This window comes from Psychrobacter sp. GW64-MNA-CIBAN-0177, from assembly GCF_040309585.1.
Classification (GTDB): Bacteria; Pseudomonadota; Gammaproteobacteria; order Pseudomonadales; family Moraxellaceae; genus Psychrobacter; species Psychrobacter okhotskensis.
On sequence record NZ_JBEOOY010000036.1, the window covers coordinates 1 to 17,317 of the forward strand.

Sequence of the window (17,317 nt, forward strand, 5' to 3'; positions counted from 1 at the left end):
ATGTCAGATTGAGTCGTCATTGCTTATTCTCCGGTTAGTGGATTATAAGCAGTTACACAAAGTTTGGGAAAGGCTCGATATGCCATTAATAATTGCTGTATTAATCTAAAACATCCTTTGAGTCTGAGATTCAAAGGATGTTTTAGCTATGCTGAAGCAACCGTACACCTAAACTTGGTAAGCTAAACGTATTAACAAGAGTTTGTTCATATACCTTGTCTTAACACGATAGACTTGAACCCATTATAAAACCTCTCTAGAGTTAACTCATAGTTCGTATTACGTCCTGAAGCCTCAGATTTTTGCATCATGTCCTTCTCTATCAAATCATTAAATCTTGTAGTAACTAATCCTTTCATCACTGTAGAAAATAGGCTGGACCATAGTCTATTTTTTGGTCTTCAAACTATAGACATTTAATACTATCACCGACTGAATAGTCTCCATTACTGTATCAATCTCAAAAGCAGCAGCTAGCCCTCCTGTCACCTTTCTCTGAATATCAAGCATGAGAAGGCTCTACTTACTTATCATTTAGGCATTCACTTTCAATATTTTTGGTCTAATCCAACAATAGAGTAGAGGTAAAAATACTATAAAAATACAGTGCCTAAATACGAGTTAAATTTTATTAGATTATAATTTACATCGCGATTATTCAATCGTATAATATCTTTAGGTCAATAATCTAGGTACATGTAAGATATCGTCATAATATGTGTTTTAGTCGACCTACTTTGACATGGTAGAGGTCGTTGGTTCGAATCCGATTACGCCTACCAGATTCGAAAAGCCCCAATCTTAAGATTGGGGCTTTTTTTTGTCCGTAAAATATGGGCTGTAGCGGAAATATTAGATTAGAAAGCAGATTGGCACGGTTTAGCAGATGTACAAATGCGACAGTAAATTAGATATATTGGTTCAATATAAAGCATGTACATAGGTGCATTCGTTTATTTACCCTGTTTTGGATCTTGACCCATGTAAATGATGAGATTAAGCCATTAAATAAAGTAGCCCAACTTGAATAAAAAGCCTCTAACAAACCTCACAGGGTTGAAGTGCTGCCTTTCATTCAAAATTTCAGGCAGCACCCTCATACATTTAAGCGTCGGTATGAGCTGGTAGTTTACTAGCCAAAACATCTACTTTTTCAATAGACGGTGGCTCTGAAAATAGCTCATCGGCCTGATCCATCAAAGCAGCTGCAACTTTGCCAGATAAATGTGCTTGGCGACCCGCCTCATCAGGAAATGCATCAAAAATACCAAATGTTGTAGGTCCAAGACGTAGGCCAAACCACGCAACTGTCGCAGGTTCTTCCATTACAATAGGTAAACCGGCTTTAAGGAAAGCTTCCACTTCGTCTTCTTTACCCGGTTTAGCTTCAAGACGGACATATAAAGCTGTTTTAAGCATGACTAAAACTCCACAATTGATTAGAATGAAAACTGATTCTGACATTGCTAATGTATGCATGTCAGAAAGTTTTGTTGTATAAAAGTTAAAAAACTTCCTATATCTGAGCCAAAATCTGGGTTTTTATTTCGACATAATGCTATTGTTGCAGAATTGCACCACATTCTACATTGTCTTCTAATGCTTTTTCAATCGCTTGCGTCTGACCTTTGATCTTTCTGACACGTAGAAGAATCTTTTTTTTGTCTTCAACCTGATTAGGCATCAGACCTCCTTATTTCTAGCATTAATACTAATGTACCCCATAGTATAAAAAAGGAATATTTTTTATAAACCTTAAAAATTTAGGTAGTGTTTCAAAAAGTATGCTGAGATTAAATGAAGTCACTATTGGCTCTGCAACTGGATGCCATAATTAACTTTCCGAATCTTTACAATAACTTATAAAATTAAACTTCTGACATACCCCCTCCACTTTCGACTAACTCTTTACGAAACAGGTTTCTCAGGGATTTTAAAAGCAAAAGCTCTTAGGCGACTTCCTCACGGATTTAGGCATGCTTTCTGCTTCACAAAGCGACCTTTACCGCATCTTTCCTCCACAGACAAAGTGGTATGTCCTACCGCTAGAATATTGCGAGAAGCATTAGGGCGTGTTGAACATTCGACCATGGCACTGACAGCGACTATTTTTTAGGCGATTCGATGTTAAAAATAATAAGTTTAGTCATTCTAAGCGCTTATTTTTAACGATGAAGCGGCAAAAAAGAGTTCTGTCCCCTGCTTTTATCGTTGGGTCTGATGCTAAAATTGCCCCATACTGCGTTACAAATCTCGCTAAGGCATCTGCATTATCGTCGCTTTATGCCTTGTCTGGAACAATTTTAGCGATCAGCAGTGCCTATTTGCGAATGTTCAACACGCCCTAATATCCGTATTCTTGCTAAAGCCACACTCAATACTGAACTAACACATCTAATCCGATGCCTTACTTTACAATTATTTCCCTCAATACCTATAGTGAAAAGCTTACCAATACTTTGCTGCCAGTCTTTAAATGCAGTGATAAAACTATCCCATTGATTACTTGAAATTCGGGTATAGTGAATAACTGTTTCAACTAACTACAAACCTGTTGCACTTGTGTTTTGAATCTACTTTCTATACTTGAAGTGTCAACAGACTCTATACAAAATCTGAGAAATATATGAGTGCAGAAGCCACATCTATCAGCCTTCTATCCCCTGTCATACTGCTCACAGCGGCAGTGATCTCAGTCCCTTTAATCAAGCGCCTAGGATTAAGCTCGGTATTGGGATATTTAATTGCAGGATTAATTATTGGTCCATTTGGACTAGCGTTTTTCTACGATTCTGCGTCTATTCTGCATGTTGCTGAGCTTGGTATTGTGATGTATCTGTTTGTGATTGGACTAGAAATGCGTCCATCGTATTTATGGAGTTTAAGAAAAGAAATTTTTGGATTAGGCACATTACAGATTAGTGCCTGTTCATTGGGGTTAATGGCGGTAGGCTTGGCCTATGGCTATTCTTGGCAGGTGAGTTTTGTATGTGCTGCAGGCTTTGTACTCACCTCGACTGCAATTGTTATGCAACTTTTGGGAGATCGTGGAGACATTGCTCAACCACGAGGACAAAAAATTGTCTCGATCCTGCTGTTTGAAGATTTATTGATTGTCCCTTTATTGGCAATTGTCGCTTTTATCGCACCGAATCATGTTGTTGAAAGTACTTCTATGCGTTTGCAGAGCATCGGAATTGGTTTAATTTCAATTGTAGGTTTAATCGCTGCAGGTTATTGGTTGCTTAATCCTTTATTTCGCTTATTAGCCGTAGCCAAAGCCCGTGAAGTCATGACTGCAGCAGCACTCTTGGTGGTGCTCGGCGCAGCATTACTGATGCAAGTCAGTGGCTTATCGATGGCAATGGGGGCATTCCTTGCAGGGGTATTACTCTCCGAATCCACTTTTCGCCATGAGATTGAAGCAGATATTGAACCGTTTCGTGGCATATTGCTCGGATTATTTTTTCTAGCCGTAGGCATGTCATTAGACCTTGACGTCATAAAAAATAACTGGATGTTAATTTTAAGTGCTGTACTTGTGCTGATGTTTGTCAAAGCATCCATAATTTATCTGATTGCACGCCTGACCAAAAGTTCACACTCTGAAGCACTCGATCGCGCATTACTAATGGCTCAAGGGGGGGGGAGTTTGCTTTTGTACTCTTTGCTGCCGCCTTGAGTGCTCAAATCATTAGTGCTGATGAAAGCTCAAACCTGAATGCGATTGTAGTCTTGTCGATGATTTTGACCCCCATCATAGGCATTCTGTTTAAACGTTTTACCCAAACTACAGAACAAACTTCTTTGGAAAATATCCGTATTGCTGAAGGACTTTCTGGAAAAGTCCTGATGATTGGTTTCGGTCGTTTTGGACAAGTCTCCAGTCAATTGCTGCTTGCTCGAGGCATTGATGTGTCCATCATTGATAATGATATCGATATGATTCAAAACGCTGAAAGATTTGGATTTAAAATTTATTATGGCGATGGTTCTCGTTTAGATATTTTACATGCCTCTGGAGCAGATACGGCTGAAGCAATTGTTGTTTGCGTAGACCACAAAGAAACGACGAATAAGATTGTAGAGTTGGTGCAACATGAATTTCCTATGGCCAAGTTACTGGTTCGCTCTTATGACCGTGAGCATGCGCTGCATTTAGCAAAACAAAATGTGGATTACATGATACGCGAAACCTTCGAGTCGGCAATGCTATTTGGCGGTGCAATTTTAGAAGAACTGGGTGTTGACCAGAGTGATGTTGAAGAAATTAGCCAAGAAATCCGAGAACTAGACAAAGAACGTTTTGGAACTGAAACTGCAGCAGATGATGTCTATGCTGGTATCGGCTTGCAATATACAGGACCGCGTCCGACTGCACCTTTAATTACACCAAAGCACACAGGGCAAATGCTGAGTGAAGATGGCACTCAGCAATAATTTCACGTATTAAACCCAAATAAAAAAGAGGTCTGTGTAGATCTCTTTTTTGGTAAGCATCTGCTGAACCCCACTTCTTTAGTGAGCAGATAATATTTATTATTCATTATTTAGGAATTATTAAATCCTATAAATATCATTTATTGGATTAATTTACTTTGGTATTGTGCATATCATCCCCCAGTTAAGAATAAGGAACAACTATGAATAAGATGATGAATGCGCTTATCCTAGAAAATTTTGGTGATCATGAATTTAAACGTGTAGAACTCCCTATACCTCAACCAGAGGCTGGGCAAGTTCTAGTACGTATTCATGCGAGTGGTGTAAACCCTATTGATTATAAAATTCGTCTTGGTGAAGCAACATATGCTATGCCAGAGCTTCCTGCCGTGTTGGGAACGGATATGGCTGGAGTTGTAACTGCTGTTGGTGAAGGTGTCACCCACTTCAACGTCGGAGATGAAGTTTACGGTCTGATTGGTGGCGTTCGTGGTCTTCAAGGATCTTTAGCAGAATATGTTGTAGCAGATGCTGATCTGATCGCATTAAAGCCACGGAATATCTCTATGCGCGAGGCAGCAGTACTACCATTGACGTTCCTCACCGCTTGGGAAGGTTTAGTGGATAATGCGAAGGTCCAACCAGGGCAAACTGTACTGGTTCAAGGTGGTGCTGGTGGCGTTGGTTATATGGTGGTTCAGCTTGCAAAAGCACTTGATGCAAATGTTTGGGCGACTGCTCGTACAGCTGATCAATCACTGATTTCAGAACTCGGTGCAATACCTCTCGATTACACAACAGCATCTTCCGATGACATTATTGCTGCAAGCCCTGAGGGTCAAGGTTTTAATATTGTTTACGACACTGTGGGTGGTCCAGTACTCGAAGCTTCACTTTCCATGACGACTCACTATGGCCACATCACCAGCTGTGCTGCATTTGGCAATCATAATTTAGCGAATTCATCTCTACGGTGTGCCACAGTGTCTGGCGTATTCGTCCTAATGCCGACGTTAACAGGCAATCGCCGTTCTCATCATGGTGATGTCCTTAAGACCGCGACTCGTCTCGTTGAGGAAGGTAAACTGCGTGCTATTGTTGATCCTCGTCATTTTACTCTAGACCAAGCGATTGAGGCTCATGATGCTGTTCAAGATCGCTCTGCTAATATTAAGGTAGTTATCGATGTCATTTAACGCACTTCAGGCCAAGACTTGGCGCTTCAATTGTATTGGAGATACAGATGTTCTGACATTAGAAACACTTCCTGTTGCTTTACCAGCCGCAGGAGAAGTTCTAATACAGATGAAAACGATTGGACTCAACCGGGCTGATGTAATGTTTCGGCGTGGTACTTATATTCAAAAGGCAGTATTCCCTTCTCGTCTGGGATATGAGGGAGCAGGCATAGTTCTTGCGATAGGTGAAGGTGTACGCCAATTTTCTCCAGGAGATGCAGTATCGATTCTTCCGACTGACAATCTAGCCAAATATGGGACATATGCGGACAAGCTTCTGATTCCAGAAACTTTTTTAGTTCACAAACCTGATAATTTAAGCTGGGAAGAAGCTTCTTCAATCTGGATGCAGTATTTGACGGCTTGGGGTGGTGTAATCCATGCTGGTGGATTATCGAAAGGAAAAACGATCTTGATCACAGCAGCTTCAAGTAGCGTAGGACTAGCTGCGATACAGATAGCTGAAGCAGCGGGTGCTAAGGTCATTGCAAGTACACAGACGATAGAGAAAAAGCAACGTTTACTGGATCTCGGTGTTAAAGATGTTATAGCCAGTGAAGATGAACCCGATTTGTATGAGGCGCTTGTTTTACGTTTAGGTGGAGAACATCTTGATGTCGCCTTCGATGCTGTAGGAGGGCCACATATTGAGCAGATTGCAAAAGCGATGTCTGTGGGAGGAACTATGGTTATGCATGGTGCACTTAGCCCGGAGATCACACCATTTCCCCTTAAAGTTGCATTACGCAAGAGCTTAACCATGCGAGGTTTTTTGTTCCTTGAGGTTCTCCATGACCCTGTTCTAAGGGAGCAAGCCAGACGATTTATTCTTAGCAGTATAGGTGCAGGATATCTTCGTCCAGTGATCGACCGTTGCTTTAACTTTGAGGACATGCATGACGCTCAGCGCTATCTTGAATCAAATCAGCAAATAGGAAAAATTGTAGTTACTCTAAATACATGATGGTCTTATCTGATTCAGGTTTCTATACGGCCCAGCACTTCCACTAAGTAATCAAACAATGCTCGGATTCGCAAAGGTGTCGGGCCCCGCTGTGGACGATATAAGTACAGGCGCCAAACGGGAGAGGTCTCCTCATGAAGTATATGAATGAGCTTACCACTCCTAAGCCACGGCAAAACTAGAAATCCAGGCATGTGTCCGAATCCAACTCCAGCGAGAATAGCTTGAAATTCAGCTTCTAGATCATCTGTAATAAAACGAGGTTTTGATGGCGTAAAGCTTCGACTTTCGGTGAATGTCCATGGCCAGTAACGCCCTGTTTTATGATCGACTAGTGCTGTTAGAGGGTATTTATCAAGGTCAATAATTTTTTTGGGCATTCCAACCTTATCAATTAACTCTGGCGTACCCACAGAATAAAATTTCACTTTAGCCAACTCCCTTGCCACATATCGATTGTCCGGCAAAAATCCAAATCTGATCCCGATATCTATCCGCTCATCGATCACATCCGAGTGTGAATCTGTTAGCACACAATCCACGACAATATCTGGATAACGTATGGCAAATTCTGCTAGTGCAGGTACTACCACTTTACGCCCTAACACAGACGACACAGTAAGACGGACAGTCCCACGCATTTCATCTCGTTTTTCCTTGGTGTCTTTTACAAGCAAAGCATCGATCGATTCCACCGCAAAACGTGCTTGCTTTGCCAGACGCTCACCATCAGCGGTAATTTTAATTTGTCGAGTACTCCTGTAAAACAAAATCTCTCCGCGCTGCTCTTCTAGCTCTTTTATTGCCCGTGTCACTACCTGTGGGGAAATACCCAGCTGAGTTGCTGCCTCTTTAAAATTTCGAGACTCTGCTGCGACACAAAAGATACGCATCATTTCCAATTTGTTCTGCATGTCCAATCCTGTGTTATAGTAATTATTCCGCAAATAGGAATTCTGAAAGATAATATTATTCATTTATTATACCTAACAAGGCTGTAATACTTAACCCTCAAATATGATTGACAGATAGGTTGAAGGTTACTTGTATGAATAATATAGAAAATAAAGTTATTGTTATCACTGGTGCAAGTAGTGGTTTAGGTGAAGCTACTGCTCGCTTACTTGCTAAAAAAGGTGCAAAGGTTGTAATTGGTGCTAGACGTACTGAAAAATTAGAGGCTATTGTTCACGACATTCGTGCTGAAGGTGGTCAAGCTGAATTTATTGGTGTGGATGTAACCAAACCACATGAAGTACAAGCACTTATTGAAAAGGCATTAAGCGCATTTGGTCAAATCGATGTATTGGTAAACAATGCTGGATTGATGTCTATTGCACCATTAAGTGAGCTAAAAGTTGATGAATGGGATCGTATGATCGACATTAATATTAAAGGTGTTCTTTATGGAATAGCAGCTACCCTACCTGTTTTCCAAAAACAAAACTTTGGACACTTTATTAATCTCTCATCTGTTGCAGGGGTAAAAGTATTTAGTCCAGGAGGTACGGTTTATAGCGGTACTAAGTTTGCTGTAAGAGCCATCTCAGAAGGCCTTCGTCATGAAGTTGGGGGAACAATTAGAACGACTACTATTGAGCCTGGTGCAATTGAGTCAGAACTAAAATTCGGTTCTTCTCATGAAGAGAGTTCAGAGTTTGTTACTGATTTCTACAAACAAGCCATACCAGCTGACTCAGTCGCTCGAGCAATTGCTTATGCAATTGAACAGCCTGCGGATGTAGATATTAATGAAATTGTTTTGCGCCCAACGAGCCAAGAGTTTTAATGATTGAATAACATAAAATGGGAGCACTTCGCTCCCATTTTTACTAGGGCGTGTTGAACATTCGCAAATAGGCACTGCTGATCGCTAAAATTGTTCCAGACAAGGCACAAAGCGACGATAATGCAGATGCCTTAGCGAGATTTGTAACGCAGTATGGGGCAATTTTAGCATCAGCCCTCACGACAACAACAGGGACAGGACTCTTTTTTGCCGCTTCATCGTTAAAAATAAGCGCTTAGAATGACTAAACTTATTATTTTTAACATCGAATCGCCTAAAAAATAGTCGCTGTCAGTGCCATGGTCGAAGGTTCAACACGCCCTATATTTTTTTAAAGTTGAGGACAAATCTATGAAAGCCGTATCGTATATTATAAATAACCATGATGATTTTAAAAATTCATTGGTAGATATTGAAAAAGCGAAGCCTACGCTTAAAGAGCGTGATGTACTGGTAAAAGTTCAGGCAATCTCTGTGAATCCAGTTGATACTAAAGTGAGAAAAAATTCGTCTGAAGCAAATAATCGTATTTTAGGTTGGGATGCCGTTGGGGAAATTATTGAAGTTGGCTCAAAAGTTACCTCGTTTAAAGTAGGAGATTCTGTTTGGTATGCTGGCGATTTAACCCGAGATGGTAGTAATGCTGAGTATCAAGCAGTCGATGAACGAATTATCAGTCTTAAACCAATTACAGTATCTAATGCAGAAGCAGCAGCATTGCCATTAACTGCAATAACGGCATGGGAAATGCTGTTTGATCGGTTTCAAATTCCAGAAACAGAAGTTGGCAGTATTTTAATTATTGGTGGTGCAGGAGGTGTAGGATCAATCGCTATCCAACTCCTAAAAGCAAAAACAAATCTGACCGTTATAGCAACAGCTTCACGTGAAGAAACGAAATCTTGGGTGGAATCACTTGGTGCCGACCATGTCATTGATCATAGCAAAGATTTAAATGCACAAATCGAGACACTAGGCATTGAAAAACCAAAATACGTATTCTCTACCAATCATACAGAAACGTATATCGAGCAAATAGTTTCTCTGATTGCACCACAAGGCAAGCTTGGATTGATCGATGATCCACAAATATTTGATATTATGCCGTTTAAGACTAAATCTATTTCTATCCATTGGGAGTTGATGTTCACTCGTTCAATGTATGAAACCGATGATATTGAAAAGCAAGGTGATCTGTTGCAACAGGTTGCCAAATTAGTTGACCAGCAAAAAATTAGAAGTACCCTCAACCAAAATCTAGGCAAAATTAACGCTGCAAACTTGGAAAAGGCGCATAAGTTGCTTGAATCAGGCAAGTCAAAAGGCAAAATTGTATTAGAAAACTTCTAAAACAAATTCAAGGTGAAATAATGACTATTTCAATAATTGCGAACTTTAAGGCAAAATCAGATCAAAAAGAGACGTTAGAAACGCTTTTAAAAAGTGTAATAGAGCCTACGCTTCAAGAAGAAGGGTGCTTGAAATATGAGCTTTATATTAGCGAAAATGACTCGAGTAGATATTTCTTCTTAGAAGAATGGCGTAGCAGGGAGGATTTAGATATCCATATGGCCACTGATTATATTCAAAGTTTATTTGGTAATATCCAATCACTCATTGAATCAAGTGATATTGTAGAAATAAAAAAAATATAGCTGTATAGTCAATCCACTATAAAAGCGTTACAGCGTTAACCTTGCTTGAAGTATGACAGATACATCTGCACTCGGCTGCCTTGTACCACTCTCAAATTGGATTAACTATATTCGGACATTATGATGAAGTATTCTTGAAATTAACATAGAGACTTAGAAATAACATAAAAATGGGAGCTATAAGCTCCTATTTTTTGAGTGAGCCGCCCCGACTATATCGGAGAGTGGATTGCTTGAGTCAGTCAGCTTTGTCTGACTCACTAAGACTATCATGGTATCGTCTCTCAAACTAAAAAGGCGACACATAACCAATTTTACTATGCAAACGTGTTTTGTTGAACCAATCGACCCATTCAAGGGTTGCCAGTTCAACATCGTTAACGCCAGTCCAGTTTTGCTTTAAATAATGAATCACCTCGGTTTTATACAGCCCGTTAACCGTTTCAGCCAACGCATTGTCGTATGAATCACCTTTGGTACCAACAGAGGCAATGACGCCATCTTTAGCGCTGATGCGGTCAAGGTGCTATTAGGTGAATCGAATACGCTAAAGCCAACCACACGGCGAGCAAACAAGTCTAAAACAACCGCTAAGTAGCACCAGCCACCTTTGATACGGATGTAGGTCACATCGCCTGTCCAGACTTGATTAGGCGCATCTGGGTTAAAGTTTCGGTCTAAAAGATTGTCATAGGTTCTATGCGCCTCATCAGCGTGTTTGTATTTGTGGGTCTTGAGCTGGCAGCTGACTAAACCCATTCGCCCCATAAGCTTAGTCGCTAAGTAACGCGTTAGCTTAATGCCATACTCGTTAGCTAAAATGGCAACTATAGTCCGAGCCCCTGCTGATTGCTTTGAGTCGTTGAATATTTGGCGTATTAAAGACTGGAGTTTGACTCGCTCAACATCAATAGGCTTAGTCTTAATACCATAGTAGTAACTACTTCTAACCTCATCAAACAAGTCACACAGCTTCTTCTTACTTAATCTTTTGTCCTGCTCTGCCAGCTTTTTAATCAACGATAGACGTTGAGGTTGTCCGATGCCAGCAGAGCTGAAGCCCACTCGAGCATAGCTCTCCCCTTGCGTCGGGGCGAAGCAGTGCTTCGCTTAATCCCTCCTCATTTAGGATATCTTTCTCTATCTTAAGCTGTCTGACTTCTCGCTCAAGCTCTTGTATGCGGCTCCGCTCATTATCGTCGACTGCTTATTCGATAAAGATGGCAGTTTATTAGAAACAGCGCAGGTTAAATAACTTCCAGTATAGCTATGGAGCTGTAGTAGATAAGACTTTAAATAACACACCTTTTTCTCAAACTTTTAAGCTGCTCATGCTGCTGGCCATTTGCTCAGCCAGTTTTTTAATGTCAGATTGAGTAGTCATTGCTTATTCTCCTGCTATTGGATTATAAGCAGTTACACAGTTTTTAGGAAAAGCTTCTCAATCTGGCATTAAGTTACTGATTCATTTCGGGTATACCCGAGTGGAAACAGCTATATCACCCTTTAAGCCCATTGATAGACCGTTTAAAATAGACTAATGCAGTAAAACCACTTCAAGCGTACTATTATTACGCCTATAATCTATTGTAAGTATGCCTATGATAAACCGATTTCACTGGTTCGGTACCCTAGTGAGGACTTGAATGGAGTCGTGGATTAGAGAGGTTTAACACGGGGTGTTGAGTTTGGTAAATGCGTAGTACTCGTAGATGACGCTCTTGATAATCGGCGTATCAAGAGGCATTAAACGTAAAGTTGAAACCGACTGTCAGTATCTGGTAGTAAGGTCTAAGTAGTACCTTGTGAGCTGTGACGTGTTCGGGGCATAAGTAGTAAAAAAAGCGTCTACCCGCAACGCATGACAAACACTACAGTATGTTTTCAACCCCCTGTTGTGTAGGTAAGGGGTCTGACACTCGCCCAATCGGTTCCAATAGGTGGTTCTATTCATTTATGACTATAAGAATAGAAAATTATAAATTTAGTAGTCTACAAATCTTATTCAACAAGGTTAATTTGCCAGTTATTGGCTTGAATGACAATATTAATTTTGCGTAGTTTCATCGCCAGGTCATCTGCTTGCTTTTGTAACCCAGCTACTGAGACCATAATATTCCATTTAATTTCACGATGACTATAACGATCTGCCTCAGTGTCGGTCGCTTCAATTGCTTCAATTAATAGTTTGTGGCGCATCTCCAACGCCTCGCGTTCAACCAATAGCGTCAGCATTGATTGATCTTTATCCGTCTTAGCAACTGCATTGGTACGGTGAATACGTTCAATCAAAGTAGATAGCTCAGTAATGACTTGACTAGCCTCAATCATTAGATGACTTGGATCTTCATTTGGCGTATCGCCTTCTTGAACTTTAGCATTACTACGAATACGTCCTTTAATTTGAGCAAGTTTTTTTTGCATATCGCTACGAATAAGTAGGGCTTCTGCGAGTTTCATTTTTAGCTCCTTTTAACACCTTATTAGTATACTGCGTTTATTATAGATGTGTTTGTCCGTAGTATTGTTGGCTGGAAGGTGTCTAATCGTATGAACATCGATATGATGATGGCAGCGTTAAATCAAGCCATTGCAGACAGAAACAACCCAAAAGACGTTATTCATCGTAGTGATAGAGGCGTTCAGTATTTATCTATTCGTTATACTGATCAGATGGCTGATTCTGGCGTTATTACCTTTGTTGGAACGCGGGTAATTCATATGATAATGCATAGTACGATTGGTTATGTATCACCTTTTGAGTTTGAAAAGCAATATTATGATAGTCTTAATGAGTCAGGCAAAGTTGCCTGACTCAAATAAAACGCTCTCCGATATAGTCGGGGCGGTTCAGATAGCCAACTGGTTTAATATTATTCCGGTATATATGGAGTTAAAAAACGCACTAAGGCAGTGATTATTAAGAGTATTAGAAGAAGGAGTTGATATTTTATAAATCGTTCTGGGATAAATAAACACAGCACAGATACTATAAAAATTCCTATAATTTCAATCAAATTAGATAGACTTTGAGAGCCAAATCCTAGCCCAGTTAATACGACCCACAAAAATGATGGTAAGAATACTAGGCTAAATTTTTTCAATGGTTTATTCATAGGTTAGGCTTATCTTCTATGTGGGCGCAATTTCTATTGCACCGGCAACGGCACAACCCTGATATACTTCGCCTGCGTAAGTTAATATTGCAGTAAGTTCATTTTGATAGCCATTGTCATCGATACAAAGGTTATTTTTTATATTCACAACAATAGGCTGTCCATTGATAGTACTCGCGTATTCGACACCTTCAGTATTGACAGAACCAGAACCCACCACGATAACTGTTGCTGTCGTTGGCTTTAAGAAATTCGCCTCTATACTTAGCTCATTTCCTTCAATCACTATTCGCCAAATTTTTTCTTTAGCGGTGTTTCCAAAAGCAGTAAATGCCGCTGACGCTACCGGCACTTCTATTGTAGGCTGCTTACTCAGATCCGTGGTGTCGGCACGATGGTTATTACAAGCCACTAGAGCTAAGCTGCCCGTTAAGCACATTGTCGTTAGAAGCAAAGAACGCATAATTTTTCCTTTAAATATAATAAGAGAACACCACTATTTAGCAGTGTTCTCTTTGTTTACGTGATGAAATTCAGGTTTTTACTACCATAGGTAGGTTTACGGTAGAACTAGAAGTTAGGGTCGTTACAGGTGGCATTATTCAGCAACTTACCAACGCACGCTCTATATTAGTAATACTAATATAACATATCTATAAAGGTTGACAGTGTGCAGTAAGATAAAATCGTTTTTTTTACTGCTTGAGTGTTTAAAATATGAAAAATTTAACTGCTGCTATTCTAATTGCGCTTCCTGCTTTAATGATAAGCCCTACAATAATGGCCGGCTCTTCAGATTTAGTGGCTAAAACTGTTGATGTTCAATTTAAAAAAGGCGCAAATTCAGCTAACTATTATGGGAAAATAAAGGGTGTTAAGTACGATTCCTATACATTTTATGCCAAAAAGAACCAAAAGCTTTCTGTTAAAACAACGGGAGGGAATGTAGATTCTTATTTATTTAATAAGAATTTATCAGATTCTGTCAATGTAGGAGAATATTCCTCTGAACTAGATAACCAAGGTTATTACAAGCTTCCATATTCAGGTAAATATGAATTGCGTATTCTTCAGCCACGTTCTCAAGCTTCTAAAGGAAAAACACCTCCATATTGGCTAGAAGTATCTATTCTATAGGCATGTAAGCTTAATAATGGAGAGCATCCTATATTCTGTGTAACAGCTATGTGGCTTTCATCAATAATTACACAAAATGTAGGATGCTCTCTTTTCTTTAGCCAGTGGAATAGTTTCTCTGGGTGCTCTAGATGACACAGTGCCAGATACGTGTTATGGGTACTATTATGTACCAACTGACGTTATATACTCAAAGGGTTATTCATTTATTTATTAATAATAATGGATTATTCAAGACAATAAAAACCCGCTTATTAAGCGGATTTTTATTGTCTTGAATCTTGAATTAAAACTTAGTTTTTAGACAAATTATATTATTTTGAAAACACTAAAAGACTCTTATCCAACTGTGGTCTTAGCTATTGATTCATCTTTATAGCGAGTTAGAATATTTCGCATATATTCTAACGTAGGTCGCATAGAAATAAGATCATTCTCGATATCAGATCGATCATCATCAGTTGTTTCTTCTGAATCCAATTGTCCCTCATAGCTCTTGATACGTGAGTCTAAAGCTTCAATCAAAAAAAACATTTGCTTATATGTCAATTCTGGTTGCATTTTACTCATAATAACCTCTTAATTTATTTTTTTAAACTTAGGATGCAAATCTTGCATTAAACTCTTGAAAGAGACCTTCCTAAATTTTGTGTAAGTATTTAATCTAAACGTCAGTTACACAGAATCTGGGATGGTCTCAATTATGGATGATAAAAAATTTCTCTTACAATCATTATGGATAATCGGTCTAATTCTGTTATTAGCAATCCTTCTTTCGATTAGGTTTGCCAAAATGTTGTAATGCTTAGCTTATAATTGCTGTATTTTTTTGATAAGTATTGATGTGGGGGATTACCGCATTATTTACAGAAATGGGTACTCTATTACTACGTAGCTATGTTAAGAACGGTGTATTTACCTCATTCAATTTGAACTCATTATATCCACTCAATACGCCTTTTGATCTTTATTTACAGGTATCACAACGTCATATAAAAATCGATTTAATGCAGTAAGGCTTGATAATAACCATTATCTTGCATTCATAATCGCTTTTCTGCAAAATGGCTTATCTATAATCGCTTGAGCCACTCATAATGAATACCCCTATCTCAGATCCTATTGGCGCAGCATGGCTTATCCGTTATGCCAGCATCGAGCTGGTTTCCCCTTTATATGTCAGCAGCAGTATCGGTGGACGCAGACAAACCTATAAAGACGGTGACGTCATTCATAACACTTATCAGGAAACCGCGCGTCCACTGGACACAATCATTGCGCACTTACAGTTTCACATGCGTCATGAAGTACTGAGTTTAGAGTTACTGGTTCGTCTATTTAAGCAGATAGGTGCAAATGACGTGCAAGCATGGGTAAACGCTGAGCCGACAGGCAGCTATGCCCGTAGAATGGCTTTCTTATATGAATGGCTTATGGATAAGCGTTTAGAGGTACCGAGTAATTTAGGCGGTAATTATGTGGACGCTTTAGATGCTAAGAAGCAGGTTGCTTCAAGCCCTGCGCATGTCATAAAGAACGCTCGTTGGCGTATCAATGACAATCTAGCAGGAACCCGTCATTTCTGTCCGATGCTGGTGAAAACAGAGTTGTTTACGCAAGCCGCTGCACTCGATATTGCCACAATGGTTGACAAGCTGAACGATGAATTTGGGCAAGACTTACTGATGCATGCCTCCGTATGGATGACATTACGAGAGAGTAAAGCCAGTTTTACTATAGAAGGTGAAGGGAAAGAGCTAAAACGTATTGAACGTTTCGCCGATGTAATGGCACGGCGTACCGGCAAGGGCGATATTCCGCTTGATCCTGAATCACTAGCAGAGCTGCAACAAGAGATACTCGGCAGCAAAACGGTTATCCAGCAGTATGGTGTCCGTCAATCACCAGTTTTTGTGTCGCATACCCAGGTGAATGGCTTTAAAGAAATTGTGCATTATATCGCTCCACCTGCTGATGACATTGCTAACAAGCTAGCAGGGTTACAGGTATTTATGGAAAAGACTGAGGGACAATCAGCACTGATGCGTAGTGCTGTTGCCTCCTTTTCCTTTGTGTATATTCATCCGCTAGCGGATGGCAATGGCCGCGTACATCGCTTTTTGATTAATGATGTCCTCAGACGAGACCAAATCATTCATGAGCCGATTATCCTACCTATATCACAAGCCATTGCTGAGCATCCCTCAGACCGTCATGCCTATGACAAAATTTTAGACCGTGTCTCTGTGCCGCTTATGAAGCAAATCCGTGATCATTACAGCTTTGATAAAAAGGCAGTTACCTACCCTGATGGTATTCGCTCAAACTTAAATTTTGAAAACACTCACCTCATTCAACCTGCATGGCGCTTTATGGATCTAACGCCTCACGTTCAGTACTTATCAGGACTCATTGCTCACGTTATTGAAAAAGAGATGCATAACGAGTCACAGTACCTAAGAAAGCATGACTATGCACGATTGGCGATAAAAGAGATTGTTGAGATGCCCAACAGCTATGCCGATAGAATCATTCGCAGTATGCTACAAAATAAAGGCACTAAGAGTAATAAGCTACTTAAGGACTATCCTTTTTTAGCAAATGAGGCAGTTTGGGATGACATTTTCTCTATCGTTGTAGAGACCTTTAAAGATGAAGCAAATGGTTTGAATAGTTAGAACAAATCCTGCTATACGCAGGAAAATCTGCCTTGATAATCAAGCTCAAGCTAGTATTAGTATCATCGTTGCGATAATGATTGGTTTATAAAAGATTCGGCTAAAATACTGCAACCTGAAACGTAATCAATATTTTTCTTACTTAAACAGAATATATCAGAGGAACTCTAATAACAGACCATTTTTATTTGACAAGGTTATTACAGATCCTCAAAATAATTTTGAGTATTTGAGTATTTGAGTATTTGAGTATTTGAGTATTTGAGTATTTGAGTATTTGAGTATTTGAGTATTTGA

At 39.7% G+C, this 17,317-nt stretch carries 13 protein-coding genes and 5 pseudogenes; 9 read left to right on the plus strand and 9 right to left on the minus strand.

The genetic code is table 11. The features are described from left to right. Window positions 1-1,104: 1,104 nt before the first annotated feature. The 3 genes and pseudogenes from AAEY79_RS13565 to AAEY79_RS13575 all read right to left on the minus strand — a co-directional run. A complete protein-coding gene (locus AAEY79_RS13565) occupies window positions 1,105-1,419 on the minus strand; it encodes a putative quinol monooxygenase (RefSeq protein ID WP_025651767.1) in 315 nt (104 codons plus the stop codon). Between the two features lie 142 nt (window positions 1,420-1,561). Next, window positions 1,562-1,684, minus strand: a pseudogene (locus tag AAEY79_RS13570) (metal-sensing transcriptional repressor); the annotation flags it as partial. 709 nt (window positions 1,685-2,393) lie between these two features. Next, window positions 2,394-2,528 (minus strand): annotated as a pseudogene (locus AAEY79_RS13575) (IS1 family transposase); the annotation flags it as partial. A 98-nt stretch (window positions 2,529-2,626) separates the two neighbouring features. Here AAEY79_RS13575 and AAEY79_RS13580 point away from each other — a divergent pair. The 3 genes and pseudogenes from AAEY79_RS13580 to AAEY79_RS13590 all read left to right on the plus strand — a co-directional run bounded on the left by AAEY79_RS13580 (window position 2,627) and on the right by AAEY79_RS13590 (window position 6,645). Next, window positions 2,627-4,440, plus strand: a pseudogene (locus AAEY79_RS13580) (monovalent cation:proton antiporter-2 (CPA2) family protein). Window positions 4,441-4,643: 203 nt separating this feature from the next. Then, window positions 4,644-5,639, plus strand: a complete 996-nt coding sequence (locus tag AAEY79_RS13585) for a zinc-dependent alcohol dehydrogenase family protein (RefSeq protein WP_025651768.1) — start codon at window positions 4,644-4,646, stop codon at window positions 5,637-5,639. Beyond that, window positions 5,629-6,645, plus strand: coding sequence for a zinc-dependent alcohol dehydrogenase family protein (locus AAEY79_RS13590; protein ID WP_352288733.1), 1,017 nt, complete (start codon window positions 5,629-5,631; stop codon window positions 6,643-6,645). The genes AAEY79_RS13585 and AAEY79_RS13590 overlap by 11 nt, the downstream gene beginning before the upstream one ends. 14 nt (window positions 6,646-6,659) lie before the next feature. On the opposite strand, the gene AAEY79_RS13595 is transcribed toward AAEY79_RS13590, so the two are convergent. Continuing rightward, window positions 6,660-7,559 carry a LysR family transcriptional regulator gene (locus tag AAEY79_RS13595; protein WP_288998988.1) on the minus strand — a complete coding sequence of 300 codons (900 nt, stop codon included), beginning with the start codon at window positions 7,557-7,559 and terminating at the stop codon, window positions 6,660-6,662. A 134-nt stretch (window positions 7,560-7,693) separates the two neighbouring features. Here AAEY79_RS13595 and AAEY79_RS13600 point away from each other — a divergent pair, with 134 nt between their 5' ends. The 3 genes from AAEY79_RS13600 to AAEY79_RS13610 all read left to right on the plus strand — a co-directional run bounded on the left by AAEY79_RS13600 (window position 7,694) and on the right by AAEY79_RS13610 (window position 10,089). After that, window positions 7,694-8,434, plus strand: a complete 741-nt coding sequence (locus tag AAEY79_RS13600) for an SDR family oxidoreductase (protein ID WP_352288735.1) — start codon at window positions 7,694-7,696, stop codon at window positions 8,432-8,434. A gap of 351 nt (window positions 8,435-8,785) precedes the next feature. Further along, window positions 8,786-9,784: a zinc-binding alcohol dehydrogenase family protein gene (locus tag AAEY79_RS13605; RefSeq protein WP_352288738.1), complete on the plus strand. Its 999-nt coding sequence runs from the start codon at window positions 8,786-8,788 to the stop codon at window positions 9,782-9,784. 20 nt (window positions 9,785-9,804) lie between these two features. Further along, on the plus strand, window positions 9,805-10,089 hold the full coding sequence (locus tag AAEY79_RS13610) for a putative quinol monooxygenase (protein ID WP_201578418.1): 285 nt from the start codon (window positions 9,805-9,807) through the stop codon (window positions 10,087-10,089). A 289-nt stretch (window positions 10,090-10,378) separates the two neighbouring features. Here AAEY79_RS13610 and AAEY79_RS13615 read toward each other — a convergent pair. The 3 genes and pseudogenes from AAEY79_RS13615 to AAEY79_RS13625 all read right to left on the minus strand — a co-directional run. Then, window positions 10,379-10,582: pseudogene (locus AAEY79_RS13615) on the minus strand (integrase core domain-containing protein); the annotation flags it as partial. Next, a complete protein-coding gene (locus tag AAEY79_RS13620; protein WP_201584239.1) occupies window positions 10,501-11,154 on the minus strand; it encodes a DDE-type integrase/transposase/recombinase in 654 nt (217 codons plus the stop codon). The pseudogene AAEY79_RS13615 and the gene AAEY79_RS13620, both read right to left, overlap by 82 nt. Before the next feature lie 936 nt (window positions 11,155-12,090). Continuing rightward, window positions 12,091-12,549 carry a DIP1984 family protein gene (locus AAEY79_RS13625; protein WP_025651570.1) on the minus strand — a complete coding sequence of 153 codons (459 nt, stop codon included), beginning with the start codon at window positions 12,547-12,549 and terminating at the stop codon, window positions 12,091-12,093. A 27-nt stretch (window positions 12,550-12,576) separates the two neighbouring features. Here AAEY79_RS13625 and AAEY79_RS16715 point away from each other — a divergent pair. Then, window positions 12,577-12,760, plus strand: a pseudogene (locus AAEY79_RS16715) (DDE-type integrase/transposase/recombinase); the annotation flags it as partial. Between the two features lie 461 nt (window positions 12,761-13,221). Here AAEY79_RS16715 and AAEY79_RS13635 read toward each other — a convergent pair. Beyond that, complete coding sequence (locus AAEY79_RS13635) at window positions 13,222-13,668, minus strand: hypothetical protein (RefSeq protein ID WP_025651568.1); 447 nt, start codon at window positions 13,666-13,668, stop codon at window positions 13,222-13,224. 254 nt (window positions 13,669-13,922) lie between these two features. Here AAEY79_RS13635 and AAEY79_RS13640 point away from each other — a divergent pair, with 254 nt between their 5' ends. Next, window positions 13,923-14,342 (plus strand): PPC domain-containing protein, encoded by a 420-nt coding sequence (locus AAEY79_RS13640; protein WP_352288744.1) that lies wholly within the window; start codon window positions 13,923-13,925, stop codon window positions 14,340-14,342. Window positions 14,343-14,681: 339 nt separating this feature from the next. Here the strand turns inward: AAEY79_RS13640 and AAEY79_RS13645 are convergent, their stop codons facing one another. Further along, window positions 14,682-14,912 carry a hypothetical protein gene (locus tag AAEY79_RS13645; RefSeq protein ID WP_248957108.1) on the minus strand — a complete coding sequence of 77 codons (231 nt, stop codon included), beginning with the start codon at window positions 14,910-14,912 and terminating at the stop codon, window positions 14,682-14,684. 527 nt (window positions 14,913-15,439) lie between these two features. Here AAEY79_RS13645 and AAEY79_RS13650 point away from each other — a divergent pair. After that, window positions 15,440-17,020, plus strand: a complete 1,581-nt coding sequence (locus tag AAEY79_RS13650) for a Fic family protein (protein WP_352288746.1) — start codon at window positions 15,440-15,442, stop codon at window positions 17,018-17,020. The last annotated feature ends 297 nt before the right edge of the window (window positions 17,021-17,317 follow it).